The 16,566-nt window shown below is 44.4% G+C and carries 10 protein-coding genes; 6 read left to right on the forward strand and 4 right to left on the reverse strand.

Going from position 1 to position 16,566, the window contains the following annotated elements; translation table 11 throughout:
* Positions 1 to 700: 700 nt before the first annotated feature.
* The 3 genes from FLK61_RS16080 to FLK61_RS16090 form a co-directional block, all read right to left on the reverse strand.
* Positions 701 to 1,078 (reverse strand): ComEA family DNA-binding protein, encoded by a 378-nt coding sequence (locus FLK61_RS16080; protein ID WP_176010377.1) that lies wholly within the window; start codon positions 1,076 to 1,078, stop codon positions 701 to 703.
* Positions 1,079 to 1,160: 82 nt separating this feature from the next.
* The gene (locus FLK61_RS16085) at positions 1,161 to 2,549 is read right to left on the reverse strand and encodes a GGDEF domain-containing protein (RefSeq protein WP_176010378.1); all 1,389 of its coding nucleotides are present in this window, start codon (positions 2,547 to 2,549) and stop codon (positions 1,161 to 1,163) included.
* A gap of 123 nt (positions 2,550 to 2,672) precedes the next feature.
* Positions 2,673 to 4,142: an S-layer homology domain-containing protein gene (locus FLK61_RS16090; protein ID WP_176010379.1), complete on the reverse strand. Its 1,470-nt coding sequence runs from the start codon at positions 4,140 to 4,142 to the stop codon at positions 2,673 to 2,675.
* Between the two features lie 90 nt (positions 4,143 to 4,232).
* Here FLK61_RS16090 and FLK61_RS16095 point away from each other — a divergent pair, with 90 nt between their 5' ends.
* The 6 genes from FLK61_RS16095 (at position 4,233) to FLK61_RS16120 (ending at position 14,926) form a co-directional block, all read left to right on the forward strand.
* Entirely contained in the window at positions 4,233 to 5,378 is a 1,146-nt protein-coding gene (locus FLK61_RS16095; protein WP_176010380.1) for an acyltransferase, read from the forward strand.
* Positions 5,379 to 5,920: 542 nt separating this feature from the next.
* On the forward strand, positions 5,921 to 7,975 hold the full coding sequence (locus FLK61_RS16100; protein WP_176010381.1) for a 5'-nucleotidase C-terminal domain-containing protein: 2,055 nt from the start codon (positions 5,921 to 5,923) through the stop codon (positions 7,973 to 7,975).
* A gap of 600 nt (positions 7,976 to 8,575) precedes the next feature.
* The gene (locus tag FLK61_RS16105) at positions 8,576 to 10,657 is read left to right on the forward strand and encodes a 5'-nucleotidase C-terminal domain-containing protein (protein ID WP_176010382.1); all 2,082 of its coding nucleotides are present in this window, start codon (positions 8,576 to 8,578) and stop codon (positions 10,655 to 10,657) included.
* Positions 10,658 to 11,164: 507 nt separating this feature from the next.
* Positions 11,165 to 12,544, forward strand: coding sequence for a M14 family zinc carboxypeptidase (locus tag FLK61_RS16110; protein ID WP_176010383.1), 1,380 nt, complete (start codon positions 11,165 to 11,167; stop codon positions 12,542 to 12,544).
* A gap of 18 nt (positions 12,545 to 12,562) precedes the next feature.
* On the forward strand, positions 12,563 to 14,155 hold the full coding sequence (locus tag FLK61_RS16115; protein ID WP_176010384.1) for a stalk domain-containing protein: 1,593 nt from the start codon (positions 12,563 to 12,565) through the stop codon (positions 14,153 to 14,155).
* Between the two features lie 627 nt (positions 14,156 to 14,782).
* A complete protein-coding gene (locus FLK61_RS16120; protein ID WP_176010385.1) occupies positions 14,783 to 14,926 on the forward strand; it encodes a hypothetical protein in 144 nt (47 codons plus the stop codon).
* 45 nt (positions 14,927 to 14,971) lie between these two features.
* On the opposite strand, the gene floT is transcribed toward FLK61_RS16120, so the two are convergent.
* On the reverse strand, positions 14,972 to 16,534 hold the full coding sequence (floT, locus tag FLK61_RS16125; protein WP_176010386.1) for a flotillin lipid rafts scaffold protein FloT: 1,563 nt from the start codon (positions 16,532 to 16,534) through the stop codon (positions 14,972 to 14,974).
* Between the last annotated feature and the right edge of the window lie 32 nt (positions 16,535 to 16,566).

The raw sequence follows: 16,566 nt of genomic DNA on the forward strand, positions 1-16,566 counted from the left end.
AGACTCCCGTCTCCATGGTGGTTTTGTAAGCAAAATATGAGGTGATCTCGTTACAGTTAGTATACCCGAAAGCTTTTATTTTTGCACCTCATTCGAACATTTTTTTCATCCCTTTCTCCTATGTTTTTAAGTATTCTGTTAGAAAAAATGACATATCACCACTCAATTATGAGCAATTACCTACTTTAAGAACTACGTAATAAGCATTTATTACCAAATAACCCTTGTACACTATTAATCTATGTTAATGTCAACAAGATGTAAGGGCTACCTGCTCGGTTGTTTCATTCTTTTTATCTACTAATGAAAGATTTACTGTTGTTCCTATTTATTTACTAATATGTAATTATAGATCTAACAAATGTGAATAAAGAGCCGGTTAAGAAAAAACTAGTTTCATGGATTTTAGAGTTTACGGTTAGAAATAATGGCCGTTGGTTCAATTTATGGGTCAAGAGGTTTAATATATCCTAGTAGTTGCGTGGATTTAGAGGTGAAAAGTGATTTTAGAGTGGTAGGTTGTTTATTTTTGGGAAATTATGTTCTTTATTTAGAAGTTATGTTCCGCATTCCAAAGATATGGACTTAACGTCCTTTCTCTACTGAGTTATGTTCTCCATCCCAAACTTATGGACTTCACACCCCCATCCCCATAGAAAAAAGCCCTCATGAATGAGAGCTCTAAAAATGGTACTAGCTACTATAGCGTAAAAGAGCCTGACATTTGTTCAAGCTTCTTTTCTCCGATTCCTTTTACCTGTAGCAAATCTTTTTCCCCTTTAAAGGAGCCAACTTCTTCTTTGCATGCAAGGATCTTCTCTGCAAGATCCTGACCTACTCCTGTAATGAGCAATAGCTCGTCTAGAGAGGCTTCGTTAATATTCACCAGTCCCTCTTCTTTCACTTTCTCTACTACTTCATTCTTAGGAGCCTCATCGCTTTCCGGTACGTTGTTTACGGGCTCCTCCTCATATTTCTCTGGAGCTAAGGCCTTATTTGGTTCTTTCGCTAAGAAAGCAGGAATTATGTAGCGCCACACAAAAAATAATAGGCTTAGTATAACAAAGATTTTTTTCATTAGAACCTCCTGTGCTATGGCATAAATTCACCGTTCTCACAATTATACCATTTAATTTTTAAACAGAAAGCCTTAGCCCTTGTTACACATTGCAAAATAGCTTCACACCATTCTTGCCATCATGTTTAATTTCATACATGGCTTGGTCAGCTTGCGAAATTAAATCATCGATCGTTTCTTTTCTCGAGCTAAACTGCGTGACTCCTATGCTCAATGTTAATGTAAACATGTGATCATCTACATGAATGGGCTTTGTCATAGAAGTATGCAAATCCGAAATAATTCCTTCTATAGACCGCGCTTCATCCTTCTCTAAATATAAAACAAATTCGTCTCCCCCGAGGCGACAAGCCATGCCACTATTACCGGTCTTTTTCTCCAGACGTCTCGCCGTCTTCTCAAGCAAACGATCGCCTGTAATATGCCCGTAGCGATCATTAATTTGCTTAAACGAATCTAAGTCGATAAACACAATAAATGCGTGCTCAGCCTTAAATGACTTACTTTGTTGCCTCCCTTTCACATATCGGTAAAACGAAGGTCTATTAGGGAGCTTTGTTAGCGAGTCGTGGAATGCCAAAAACTCAATTTTTTCTTCTGCTAGCTTTCTCTCTGTAATATCAATCATGGCACCCTCAAGTCTCGATAAGCGGACCTTGCCCTTTTCTATAATGGGAAAATACTTAGCGGACATCCACATGATAGGCTTACCAGGCACGATTAACCGAAACTCGACATTTCTCGTTAACCCTTTTAACACATCCTTTTCAATCAAGCGCATAAAGCCTTTATCCTCTTCATGGATAAACTGACGCCACAGAATTGGACTATCTGACTTTTCGATATTGGGGAAATTAATGAACTGGTTTAAGCCAGAAGTGACGTCATGTTGCTTCAATTCCATATCGTATGAATAGGTAACAATCGCAGCACTATCTAGCAGATAAGATAGCTGCTGTTTACTCTGATCATACTGAAGCCACATCGTATTTGTATTCGATGCCTGCACAAGTAAAAATGTAAATAAAGATAATGTGAATAAGAGCAAATACATATAAACATGAAGCGCAGACTGAGATGAAATGGATATAGGACTGACTAGTAAGGAAGCAGTTAACAAAAGCGTCACTAACGAACTCGCGACGATAATCACTCTTTTTTGGTGGTATAAGGAGCTAACGAGCATGCCAAGCCATAAAAAGATAATAGATAAAATAGAGTGGGACTGGACGATAACAAACATAAAACTAGTAAAGTAAGTGATGATCATTAAATACATCGTTGGCCTAACCGCAAATCGATTTGCTATTAAAAAACCAACGACTAAATAGGCTGGGATCGTCAATAATGGATAGACCATTTCCCATTCCCTCGTGATAGCAGTCGTAATAAAATATGCTAAATGAAAGCCGGTAAGCAAGAGTAATACTAGCTGATTCCGCTCATGAATAAACGATTCTCCTCGATTCATACAATCACCTCCATCCACCAGAAAATAAGACTAAGACTATAATACCACTTAAACTATTTTTTGTCCCTAAAAACCTTAAAATTTTACACATTCATACAGAAAAAGCTTTAAAATAGCGTGGATTTACTTGTATAGTGTGACATAGGTCGCAAGTGCAGCAAACATGCGATAGGTTGGATCGACTGTCACACGCGGTTCTCTGAACTGACGGTTTATCTCCAATTGCATCGCTTCTATTCCTAGTTCATTCTTCGAAAAGTTTGCGATATTAGCCGATCCTCCAGCTGTAAATAGCAGGTTTTCGCCAACATTCGAAATGTCGTAACGAGCCATTGCATCGAAGAGAGACAAGACTTCGCCCTGATTGATCAGCTCGCCACCGTCCGTGCCCACATCTAGATCAAAATCACGCTCCCTTGCAGCACCGTGCAAGTCTATAACAAGATCGATACCTTCATCCACCGCTATGCGTCGCATTTCTTCTTTAAATGGAATGTTGTTATAGTAGTTCGGATCGATAGACTCGCGAGCTATATAAAGGATATGGGCACCCGTGTATTCGTGTAACAATAAAGCTATTGCGCCTGTATAGCCCTCTGAAATCTTCGGTGCACCTTCTCTAATGTGAGAGGTTGCATGTGGGGCCGTGATGAGTATGCGAGAATCCTCGCTTCCTTTCACAAAGACAAAATCTTCGTCTCCTTGACCTCTATATCCATTTGCTGCAAAACGTGCCTCATAGCTAAATAGCTTCTCAGTCCATCTACCAGATGTATAGTCTCCTTCAAGTGTTCGTGTAAGTGGAGCAAGCTTTGTTTGCTTTTGGAGCTCTAACGTTGTTTCTGCCAGAGAAAGGTCGGGTAGATAAGGAGTAAGTTTTGGATGCGTGCGGTAGAACGCCTGGGCGCGCTCGATTGTGGTGCGCTCCGCCCAATCGCCAGTAAGTGTTGGAATCGTTGCGCGTAGCTCCTGCGCAGTCCGAGCTATCCTCTCTTCTCCTGCTGTATCAAAAATGATCGCGCGGATGAGCATGACGGCAAATTCGCCCCGTGTAACCGTGGTGTTCGGGCGAAACGTGCCGTCAGGGTAACCGTTTGTAATGAGAGAGCCTGCGAGCTGGTCGATAGCACCCTTGGCATAGTGGTTGCTTGGTACGTCGATGAAAGCCGCATCTGTTGCTTCGAGCGAATAGGCGCGAGCTAGCATAATTGCCATTTGCCCTCTCGTTAAGGACTCGTTTGGTTGGAATGTTCCGTTTGGAAAGCCCTCAATGATAGTTGCAGACCTCGCGCGCTGAATAGCGTCATAGGCAAAGCTCGTTTTATCAACGTCAGAAAAATGAGTCGTGCCTGTGGCAGGTGGCAGAGAGAGTGCACGTTCGAAGAAGACAGCTGCCTCAGCCCGAGTTAACGAGTTGTCTGGACGAAAGGTGCCATCTGGGTAACCCTGCGAAAGATTAAGTGTGCGGAACACCTCGATCTCGTGGGAGTAAAATTGCGTAGGATTGATGTCTGTAAAGCTTTGTGCATGGGTAGCTCCTGGCACTAAAATAGTAGCTAGTACAAGAATGATTGCTATGTATTTTGTCCTCATTATGGTGTTCCTCCCTTTTTCGTCTTGAAACTAGTGGCAAGTGTACTATAATGATACAGAGTCAAATGCTTTACAGAAGGAGATCATTGTATGCTCAAACGACAGCAAATAGACGAACTTTACGTCGTACGTGCCATCGCCATCATTGGTGTTATTATCGTGCACGCTACGTCATTTATTGTGTTCCAGCTCGATCAAGGCTCGAGATATTGGTCTACGTATAACTTTTTAAATACGTTTTTTAAGATTGGTACGACAACATTTATCTTTCTAAGTGCCTTCGTACTCTTCTATAACTATTATCATCGACCGTTAACAAAAAAGCTTGTTAAAAATTTCTACGTAAGGCGATTACTTTATATTTTAATCCCTTATATCATTTTTTCGACGATTTATTTTGCGCTTAACGCGTATACGAATAACTCGGCTGATTCGATTCGGTACATGGCGGGTGAGCTGTTAAATGACATCATGACAGGAAACGCATGGACGCATTTATACTTTGTTTTTATTAGCGTGCAGTTCTTCCTCCTATTCCCGCTATTTTTGTGGGCATTTAAAAAGTGGCCGATTATTGCTAAAAACTTATTTTGGCTCGGGATCGTGATTCAGTGGTCGTTTGTTATTTATAACAACCTCTATTTACGCAACACGACTCCTGGTAACCTAGCAATCTGGTATACGAGCTACTATTTCCTAGGTGCTTATCTCGGAATCTACTACGACCGCTTTGTTGGCTACTTTAAGGTCAAAAAAGAAGAACTCTTTACAAAGAAAGCTTTGTTTTGGTTCCCTCTATGGATCTTTTGGGCTGCTGCCGCTTCTGCTCACGTATATCTTTGGTATATCGTGCGTACGCAGGATGCAATTGTTGATTCCCGTATTTATACATTGTTATGGAATTTGCACACGTTGCCGACTGCTTTAGTTATCTTACAGGTCGCATATGTCGTGTACGCAAAGTGGCCACGCTTTATGGTCAATTCGTTGATTCATTTAGGTGTTGTGTCATTTGGTGTGTATATTTCTCACCCACTCGTCCTTTACTTCTATCGCATGATTGATCCAGGCAGTAACCCAATGGTGTATCACGCCTGGGTAGTAGGTGGATTTGTATCTGCCTTAGCAATCCCGTGGATCATCGTCGGATTGTCGATGAAGTACATTCCAGGAGCGTGGACATTCTTCGGAGCTTCTCCTAAGAAAATTCCGTATAAAGAGAAGCATTCGGAGTAGGATTTTTTTGGACAGAAAATAGTGTGATTGAAATGAAAGAAGAGGGAGAATTGAGCTCCCTCTTCTTTTTGTTTGTGTGAGGCCTGTGACATTTTGCACACGAACGAGGTGGAAATGCAGACGGCGCGATGTAGAATTCACACCAGCATGGTGGTAATGCACGCCGCGGAACATAAAATGTACATCATCCATTTACTCGTCTAAATCATTCTCCAATTTCTCATCTAAACATTAATTAACACCCTTTTATACCAATTTAGTACATAAAAACCCACTTTACACTCCTCTGAATTTTTACTACTTCATTAACCCTTCTGAGCTTCCGTTCCAATAGTGTTCTTCAGGTGTTTATGCTCTGACTATGCTTGCACTTGATTAAATAAATGTTTGAATTTTATGTAGATTGTTGCCTAAATATAAACAAATTATAAATTTCTCCTAACAAAAAATGTTCCAAAAGGTTCATTGTTGCCATTCATTTATTTCGATAGGCTAAGGAAGGTGGCAATTGTCCCCAATTATTTTCTTGAAGGAGTGAAAGGATGTTTAAACAGACCGCATTAACTGCTGCATCACTTTTGACACTCGGCGCGGTGCTTGCGCCGAACGTACTTGCTGAGGAGGATACGCTCAGCATCGACATTTTACATACGAATGATTTACATGCAACGATCACGGATTTTGGAAAGGTCTCTGGGTTTATTGATAGTGTTCGAGAAGAAGCGGACCACTCTCTATACCTAGACGCTGGGGATATTTTTAGCGGTAGCCCGGTTGTCGATTTACCTCTAGGTGAGCCGATCATCACCCTACTTAACGAAATGGGTCTTGAAGCGATGACGATTGGGAATCATGAATTTGATTATGGGCAAGAAGCTTACGCTGCCCGTCAGGCAGAAGCGGACTTTTCTTGGCTGTCAGCCAATACAAACGTAACAGATCCTACTATTCCAATTGAGCAACCAGATCCGTATGAGATCTTTACGTTTGATGATATTTCTGTCGGCGTATTATCATTGACGCAAAACCCTCCAGCAACTCGTCCAGCTGGAGTAGAAGGTCTTGAATTCGCTGATTACTCCGACACTATCGAAGAATATGATTACTTACGCGATGAAGTGGATATCCTCATTGCACTGACGCACGTTGGATTCGGTGCGGATCAGCGTATTGCCGAGGAATTTGATCATTTTGACGCAATTATCGGAGGGCACTCTCATACGACCCTTACTGAACCTGAAATCGTTAATGGTACTCCTATTTTCCAAACGGGCGGGTACGCAGAGAATGTTGGGCACGTGACAGTGGAGATTGATCAGGCTAGTGGTGACGTGACGGTAGACGGCTACTTACAGCCGGTTGACGAGATTACGGAAGTAAACGCGTCAGTTGCTGCGATGGTCGAGACGTACATTAGTGATTCTGAGGAGCTACTCTTCCAAGTTGTTGGTACGACAGAGACTGGCTTGAGCCGTGACCCTCGTTATGATCGCGATACGTCTTTAGGTAACTTTTGGACAGACGCGATGCGCCATGCAGTAGATGCTGATTTTGCTGTGACAAATAATGGCGGTCTGCGCGCATCCATTCCTGCCGGTGAGCTTACTGCGAATGATATTTATACGGTCGAGCCGTTTAATAATGAAGTGACTGAAATTTTGATGACTGGTGAGGCATTTAAAGAAGTCTTAATCTATTCCTTCAATCGATCGGATTCGATTGATCTTCAGGCTTCCGGGTTTGCTTATATCGTGTACGTCGATGATGACGGTAAGCTTGTTGATATTGATCTATTCCGCGACGGCGAGCCACTTGATTTGACAGCAACATATTCGGTTGCGCTTAACAACTTTATGTACGAGGGTGGATCAGGCTACGATTTCACTGATTCTACGTTAATACAAGAGCTTGCTGGACCTGTTACGCAAGCCATGTTTGAATACATTGAAGAGTTAGATGGCGAAGTCAATTATGACGAAGCTGGTGAGAACCGTATCGGGATTTTCCCAGCCGATGAGCGCGAGACTCCAGAAGTACCTGCACCTGTCGATTTCCCGTTCATCGATGTGCCAACATCTAACTTTGCTTATGCGTACATCCAGTCCTTACATGCTGATGGGATCATCAATGGTATGTCAGAAACGATGTTTGCTCCAAAAGGAATAACAACTCGTGGACAGTTCTCTGCTATGTTAAGCCGTTTGTTGGATCTAGAGTTTGATGGAGCAGATCTTCCACTTGATCTACGAGGGGATATCGGTGCAGAGATCGCTGCTTTAGTAGAAGCTGGGATTGTCGAAGGATATCCGGATGGTACGTTCCGTCAACATGTGGTAATATCTCGTCAGGAGATGACTGTGATGGCGATTCGTGCGCTAGACTATGCAGTAGCGGATGAGCTCCCAGTTGGATCTGCACTAACGTTTGCGGACGAAGACCAAATAAGCCCTTATGCTCGCGAGAGTGTACAAACAGCCGTTGAGCTAGGAATTATCGGCGGTATGACAGAAACGCAGGTACAACCTCTCGGTTATGCATTACGTGATCAAACAGCAAAAGTGACGTATTACGTAAATGAATTAATAAACGCTGAATAAAGTAATAGCACGAGAGAGGCCGAGACAACGAGAATTTCATGTTGTCTCGGCCTTTTTGTGTGAGGCTTGCTCTACTTGCGCGGTTTTTTTCTTCTTGCGCAGTCCGTGCCGATTTTCACGCGGTTGCTCCCTTCTTTCGCGCGATCCGAGCTTCAACTTACGCAGTTCCTCTTCTAACTTGCGCAGTTTTTTCCACGTTACGCAGTTCGACTGCTTTATCGCGCGGTTGACCCTTACTTTCGCGCGATTGACGCTTCAACTTACGCAGTTCTTCCTCTAACTTGCGCAGTTTTTTCTTGCTAGCGCAGTCGACGCCGCTTTTCGCGCGGTTGCCTACTCAACTTACGCAGTCGATGCTACTTTTCGTGCAATCGCAGCTTTAACTTGCGCGATCGAATCTACATTCCGCGCACCAAACCTTCACATAGTATAATTGACCTAGACACTGTCCTTCGTAAAGCGAAATTTTGGTTCATTTATGGGAATAACACTAACCTTTCTTTCCATTTCCAGAATGGTCATTGCTTTCAATTAGGTTATTACGTAAGCTAGTAGTGTGACACAATCACATAAAAATACATATTTAAGGGAGATGTACACATGAAACAGCATGCTACAAAGGTAGCGCTTGCAGCGCTTCTTCCGCTAAGTTTATTAGCTGCTAACCCAGCAGCAGCGGATGATCAAACGTTTACATTAGATGTGCTACACACGAATGACATGCACGCGAAGATTGCAAACTTCGGTAAGGTATCAGGGTTCATTAACTCTGTGCGCGACGAAGCGGAGCACGATCTTTATCTTGATGCTGGAGATATTTTCAGTGGAAGTCCAGTCGTCGATCTACAAGAAGGCGAGCCAATGGTAACGCTATTAAATGCGATGAACCTTGATCTTATGACTATTGGTAACCATGAATTCGATTACGGTCAAGACGCTTTTGCAGCACGTAATGCTGAATCTGATTTCCCATGGATCGCAGCAAACATGGATGTTGTCGATGAATCTATTGCAATTGAGCAACCTGAACCTTACGAAATTTATGAGTTCGGCGATGTTTCTGTCGGTGTACTAGGTATTACGCAAAATCCTCCAGCTACCCGCCCATCAGGATATGCTGGCATTGAGTTTATGGATTATGCAGATACAGTTGAAGAGTATTCCTATCTTCGCGACGAAGTAGACATTCTAATCGCGTTAAATCACATCGGTATGAGTGCAGACCGCGAGCTTGCGGAAGAGTTTGATATCTTTGATTTAATCATTGGTGGTCACTCTCACACAGCGCTTCAAGAGCCTGAAGTGGTTAACGGTACACCAATCGTACAAACTGGTGGAGACGCTCGTAACGTAGGTCACGTCACGCTTGAGCTTGATAAGGCTACTGGTGACGTATCTGTAGACGGATACCTTCAGCCTGTTGCTGACATTGACGAAAGCCTAATCAATGAAGAGGTTGATGCATTAGTACAAGGATATGAAACTGCTACTGATGAGCTTTTATCTGAGGTAGTTGGTGTGACAAACACTGGCTTAAACCGTGATGCTCGCTGGGAAATGGACGTGTCTTTAGGTAACTTCTGGACAGACGCGATGCGTTTTGATGCAGAGACAGACATTGCTTTAACAAATAACGGTGGACTTCGTGCGAATATCGCAGCTGGAGATATCACTGCTGAAAGTATTTACACAACAGAACCATTTAACAACGAAATTACGATTATTGAAATGACTGGTGAAGCGTTGAAGGATATCTTCCCTCACTCTTTCACTAGAAGTGCAGATAGTTTTGGTAACCAAATAGACTTACAGACTTCTGGTTTAGAATATATTGTTTACACAGATGACGAAGGTGGCTACGAGGACGTTGATCTATTCGTTGACGGTGAGCCAATTCTTCCAACTGGCACGTACACAATCGCGATTAATAACTTCATGTACGAAGGTGGAGACGGCTATGACTTTAGTGACTCTACCCTTGTTTCTGAATTATCAGGTCCAGTTGTAGGCGCGATGTTCTCTTACATCGAGTATTTGATGGACGCTGAGGGTGCGGTTGATTACGATGCAACAGAGGGTCGCATTCAAGTGAAGAATATCGATGAGCGTGAGGACGAGACGCCAATCGAGCCAGCACCATTCCCATTCGCTGACGTAGACGAAGAGTCTTGGGCATTCGTTTACATCGATGCACTTTATCAGGCTGGACATATCAACGGTACATCTGCAACTACCTTCTCTCCTAAGGCCGAAACAACGCGTGGGCAGTTCAGCGCATTGATTAGCCGAGTGCTAGACTTAGAGTTTAGCGGTGGAGACTTACCACTAGATTTAACTGGTGAACTAGGAGCAGAAGTAGCTGCCCTTTACGAAGCAGGACTTGTAACTGGTTATGAAGATGGAACGTTCCGCCAAAACGACGTAATTTCTCGTCAAGAAATGGCTGTCCTTGCAGTCCGTGTGTATCAATATTTAACAGATGATATGCCTGATACAACGGTTGAGCTTGCGTTTGACGATGCAAATGACATTAGCGCGTTTGCACGTGATTCCTTCTCAGCTGCAGTTGGACTAGGTATTTTTGAAGGCGACGACCGTAACATGCTAGACCCACGTGGTGTTGCACTTCGTGAACAGTCTGCAAAGATTTTATACTTCCTCTATACGTGGACAGTTCAGTAAGGTAGATAGGTAGATAGATGCGCGAGAGCCGGCAGCTTGGGACGAAGCTGCTGGCTCTCGCGTTTTTTATTGGGTGGTTTTCCGTTCGCGCGGTGCGGTTTTCCTTTCGCACAGTTTAGTTTTACGTTCACATAGTTCAGTTTTCCGTTCGCACAGTTTAGCTTTACGTTCGCACGATAGAGTTATCACAAACTGTTATAAAGCTTTACAAAAGAGGCTTTAAATGCTGGCAGTTAGGCAATTTAGGTTGTAACTAGATGGCACTCCTGGCAATCAGCTCTCGGGATACTGTAATTAGTCAACATATGCATAATCCTACCAGAATCTAGTACGTCAATTAGCAAATAGACCTCACCTCCGGCCCCTCTATGTACCATCACCCAATCATTGTTGAGCATTATCCTACCATGTAATCAAAATGTCATGTAAAATTCTCTTAAACTACTACTCTTTTCTCTCACAATTCTGTACACTTGGATTAGGAATTCATTTACAGGGAGGGAATGTATGAGTCATAAACTTCTTTACATAAGTACGGCCATCGTTACGTTACTCCTCTTCTTTCTATTTACTAGTGATGACGCGCAGGCGTCTGCGATTGTTAACCCAAACCAAGTGTATACATACGAGATTATGCAGCAGGATTTGCAGCGACTTGAGGAGCGCTATCCTGATCTGATATCTGTCGAGGTTATAGGTACCACTGCTTATGGGAGGAACATCTATGCGGTTTCTGTCGGGAAGGGGCTGTCGACGAGCTATATTAATGGCTCGAATCACGCCCGCGAGTGGATATCGACGAATTTGACGATGGATATGATCGATCAGTATGCGCGTGCCTACTCGAGTAATTCTTCTATAGGGCGATATCACGTTCGGCAGGTGCTGGATCACCATAAGATTTGGTTTGTGCCGATGATGAATCCGGATGGTGTAACCTTGCAGCAGCGCGGTCTTGAGGCTTTTCCGAGCGCTAATCACGCTAGCATAATTCGTATGAATGGTGGGAGTCGTGATTTTAAGCGCTGGAAGGCAAACGCTCGTGGGGTTGATTTAAATAGACAGTTTAACGCTGGCTGGACCACAATACCGAATGACCCGGGCTTCCCTTCTCACGAAAATCATCGTGGGACTGCGCCTCACTCTGAGCTTGAGACTCAGGCAGTTATTCGACTGACGGAGCGAGTACGACCTGAGATGGCCGTGTCCTACCACAGTAGTGGACAAATCCTTTTTTGGCACTACAACCAGCGCGGTGCTCAGCTATCACGTGATCGTGTCCACGCTCGAGCGATCAGCTTGTTGACCGGCTATCGTTTGATGGGGCAGCACGGCTCTTACTCTGGCGGTGGCTACACGGACTGGTTTATCAACACGTATAAAAAGCCTGCTTTCACGCCTGAGCTTGCTCCGTATGTCGGGAATACCCATGTACCACTTAGCCTCTATCCTGCTATTTGGAATCAAAATCGCGAGGTCGGTCTATATGTAGCGCAGCAAAGCCATAACACGTACCTAAATCGCCTACGCCAAACTGTTCGCCCTGCTAACCTAACGATCAATAACGTCCCTTACACCGCTCAGCCTGGCGCTGTTGTGTTAGATGGTCGGACGCTTGTACCCGTTCGTGGTGTGGTCGAAAATTTAGGGGCAACTGTAGATTGGGATCAGGCTTCTCGCACCGCTACCATTTATGGTGATGGTGTGACGATGAAGCTTCCGCTTTATCAAACTAACGTTGATGTGAACGGAGAGCGAGCTACGATCGATTCTCCAGTGAATATGATCGACAACCGTACGATGGTACCAATTCGATTTGTTTCTGAACTATTAGGAGCGGACGTCCATTGGGAGCAGTCAACTTCTACTGTTATCATTACAAACTAATTTAAAAGGAGTTCATTTATGCATGCAAAGCGGATTTTTTCTTCAGTCATCCTGTGGATTTTAGCAGTTAGCCTCTTCCTTCCAAGTGAGGCATTCGCTTCTTCCAACATTCGTGCAGACGTTGAGCCGTATTTTATTCAATCAGACAATCAAAAGATTTTAGCAACTAACCCGATGATCACCTTCAACGGCGTTTCTTACATTAATACGGATGATTTGCATTCGTTTAGAATTAGCGATGGAGCTGCACCACTCACACCATTCATGCCGAAGCAAACGGTCAATGAGTCCTCTGATCGCCTTGCCGCTAACCTACGCGTGCAGGCTCAAGGTGCTCTTATCGCTGAGAATAGTATGGAAAATGTGATGTACAGTAAAAATACAAACGTTCGCCTGTATCCATCTAGTACAACAAAAGTAATGACACTCTATCTTGCACTTAAATATGGGAATTTATCTGATACCGTCGTCTTATCCAATGCCGTAACGAGCGTTCCTAATGATAGCTCTAAAGCAAACGTCCGCCCCGGTGACCGCATGACGCTAGAGCAACTACTCTACGGTCTCATGCTTCCATCAGGTAACGATGCTGCTATGGCAGTTGCCGAGCATATTAGCGGTAGCGTTTCAAACTTTGTTCAGCTGATGAATCGTGAAGCGCAGGAGCTAGGCATGACAGGTACTCGTTTTACGAATCCACACGGCTATCATCATCCGAACCACTACTCCACGTCAGCGGATATTGGACGCGTGATGTTTGCCGCACTCGAGTATGACGCTGCTAAACGAATCATGAGCACGCCATCATATACGGCAAGCTATCGCAATGCGAGCGGCGCACCTGTCATTCGCACGTGGCGCACAACTAATCATCAGCAACGCTCCGAGTCACCACACTTTGCTCCATTTATTGCAGGAGGAAAAACGGGTTATACGAGCGCGTCTCGCTTTAACTTAGTCAGCTTTGCTGAAACGAATGGTAATACTTACGTGTCCGTTGTCCTTCGAGGAGAGCGTGAGTCACGTTATTCTGACACTCGCACAATGATGCAAACAGCAATCACGCGCGCTTCTAACAGGGATGAAGGTAAGACACCAATTACGATTGATCCTATCAAATTACCAAGCTCACAAAATGGAGTTAATCGTCCATTGAACGGCGTTGACGGATTTATGTATAACGGCAATCGTTATGTGGCACTTTCTCACATTGGCGAATCGGTCTTTAAAACACAGGATCAGCTGATGCACGTAACGGTCAATAGTCAGCTACTGCGTTTTAATTCACAAAAACCAGTTATGCAACACAACCGCTTGTTAGTCCCTGTACGAGAGCTGTTTGAACAGCTAGGCGTTCAGGTTTCGTACGACCCACAAGCTAAATCTATTCACGTAATGGGAGCTATTCGTCAGGACAACGGAGCAGTGGAAAACCGCTCCGTCAAGCTGACGCTTGGCTCCACAACGGCATACATAGATGATCAGCAAGTACAGCTAGATGTCCCCGCGACAGCCGTCAATGGACGAACTATCGTCCCCGTTCGATTCATAGCAGAATCACTCGGCCAACCAGTAGACTGGGGCAAAGGCCGCGTATTGAGAGTTAACTAAGACCTCAGACTTTGTGGACTTTGCGAACGCTAAAGCATCACACCTCTTCACTTACTGTGCGAAGAGATGTGATGCTTTTATTTGTATGCTTTAATTTGTACACATTTCTGTGTTACTTCTCCTTACATGCGTCATACTACTGCCAGGCTCCGGTTGCTTCTCTTTTACGACCTACTTGAACCAACTTCCGTGCTGTTACTAGCCCGTTCCACGTTTGTTTTAGCAACTTCCACCTTACTTCTCTCATTTTGCGGCTTACTTCTTTTTCCGCATTACTTCCACTATTATGTACGTTACTTCTCGCCCGTTCCGCGTTTGTTCTAGCAACTTCCGCATTACTTCTCCCACTTTGAGACTTACTTCTTTTCCGACATACCACTCCTTTAATACGAATTACTTCTATTCGATCTTAAAAAGCGAGGCAAACTCTAACGCCTCGTCATCTAACAAAATAGGCATATTTAATAGGTGATTTACACCGTAACCGCAGGTGCCCCGGAGCGACGGGGCGGACTCCTAGAGGATTCTTTCGCGTAGGTGAAAATCCTGTCAGACGACCCGTGGGCGGCTGACATAGTTGAACTAGCGCCTCAGGAAAGACGCCCCAGAGCGCAGGGGCACCGAAAGGTGACCGCACTTGATCTTGATCTTGATCTTGATCTTGATCTTGATCTTGATCTTGATCTTGATCTTGATCTTGACCTTGATCTTGACCTTGATCTTAAACTTAAACACCTCAGCAAACAAAAAAACCGAAGCAAAGGACCCTAAACTCCAGGCCCTTCCCTCCGGCTTCACTATCAAAAACTCACTCTATTAACGAGCTTCTTCCTTTACGCTTTCTTCCGTCGACGTTGTTTCCTCCGCAGAAGAACCAGCTTCCTCATCATCCGATACCTTTACAGCCTTCTTCTCAGGTGCACCGGATAGATTTTCCAACAAACCTTGCACGTCAATACCTGATGCAGCTTTAAGATTCTCAGGCAGGGTAGCCATAAGGTCTGTAACATAGCTCGACATCTTGCCTGCGCCACCATTCTTGCCATTGCCTGATCCACCTGTGTCCACGACAGTAACCTTGTCAATCGCGCTTAGTGGAGCAGAGATTTCCTTCGCATACGCTGGAAGCATATCGAGGATCATCGCAAGCTTTGCCGCCTCGCCATAGTGCTCGTAAGCTTCCGCAAGCTTCATCTTCGCTTCGGCTTCCGCTTCACCCTTCTGACGAATAACTTCCGCTTCCGCTAAACCACGGTTACGGATAACAGATGCTTCTGATTCCCCGCGGTAACGCTCTGCGTCCGCGTTTGCTTTCGCTTCTGCTTCAATTTGGTACTGAGATGCTTCCGCAGCACGCATTTGCTGAACCTTCGTTGCCTCTGCACGTTGCTCCTGCTCATAGCGATCCGCATCGGCTTTTTTACGAACTTCTGCGTCATACTGCTTCTCACGACGTACAATTTCACGCTCTTCTAGTTCAATCTGACGATCACGTTCAATGATCTGGATTTGCATCTGCTCGGATGTAACCATCTGCTTCGACTTGGCAGCCTGTAGCTCGTAAGCTTGGTCTGCTTCGGCCTTCGCTTGGTCCTGCTCACGCTTATACTGAGCAATTTTTAATTCGCGCTCTTTTTCCGAGTTTGCAATTTCCGTATCACGAATTAATTCCTGCGCTTTTGCTTCCTGCTCGGCACGAGCGTTCTCAATACGCGCTTCCTTCTTACGCTCCGCTTCTGCAATCGCAGCGTTACGCTTGATTTCCGCAATACGTGGCTTACCTAGAGAGTCTAAGTAGCCTTGCGCATCGGTTACCTCTTGAAGGGTAAAGGATTTAATCTCAAGACCCATCTTGTTAAAGTCACGTGACGCAACCGACTGTACTTCTTGGTTAAAACGCTCACGGTTATTGTTAATGTCCTCTACGCTCATCGAACCTAAAATCGAACGCAAGTGACCGCGTAGAACGTCTTGCACTTCTTCTTCGAATTCAGCAGTATTTTTACCTAAATATTGCTCGGCTGCCGTTGCAACCTCTTCCATCGTAGAGCCGACCTTGACGATCGCAACCCCATCAACGGATACAGGTACACCCTGCTCCGTGTACGCCCCACTCGTGCGTACATCTAGGCTGTAGTTCGCTAAGCTAAACTTTGCGTACTGTTGGAATACAGGTACAACAAAGGCACCTCCACCGCGGATGATCTTCATCTTCTTGCCTTCAGAGTCCTCCGAGATGTTTTTGCCCTTTCCTAAATAACTACCTGTGACAATCAGCGCTTCGTTCGGCCCAGACGTCTGGTAACGCGTAAAGTAGACGCCAAGTAGCATTAAAAAGACGACACCCACCACGATACCTACGATAATAATCGCTTCCATATGTATCCTCTCCTTTACAAATAATCAAGCTA

The organism is Paenalkalicoccus suaedae, assembly GCF_006965545.2.
In the GTDB taxonomy this organism is placed as follows: Bacteria; Bacillota; Bacilli; order Bacillales; family Salisediminibacteriaceae; genus Paenalkalicoccus; species Paenalkalicoccus suaedae.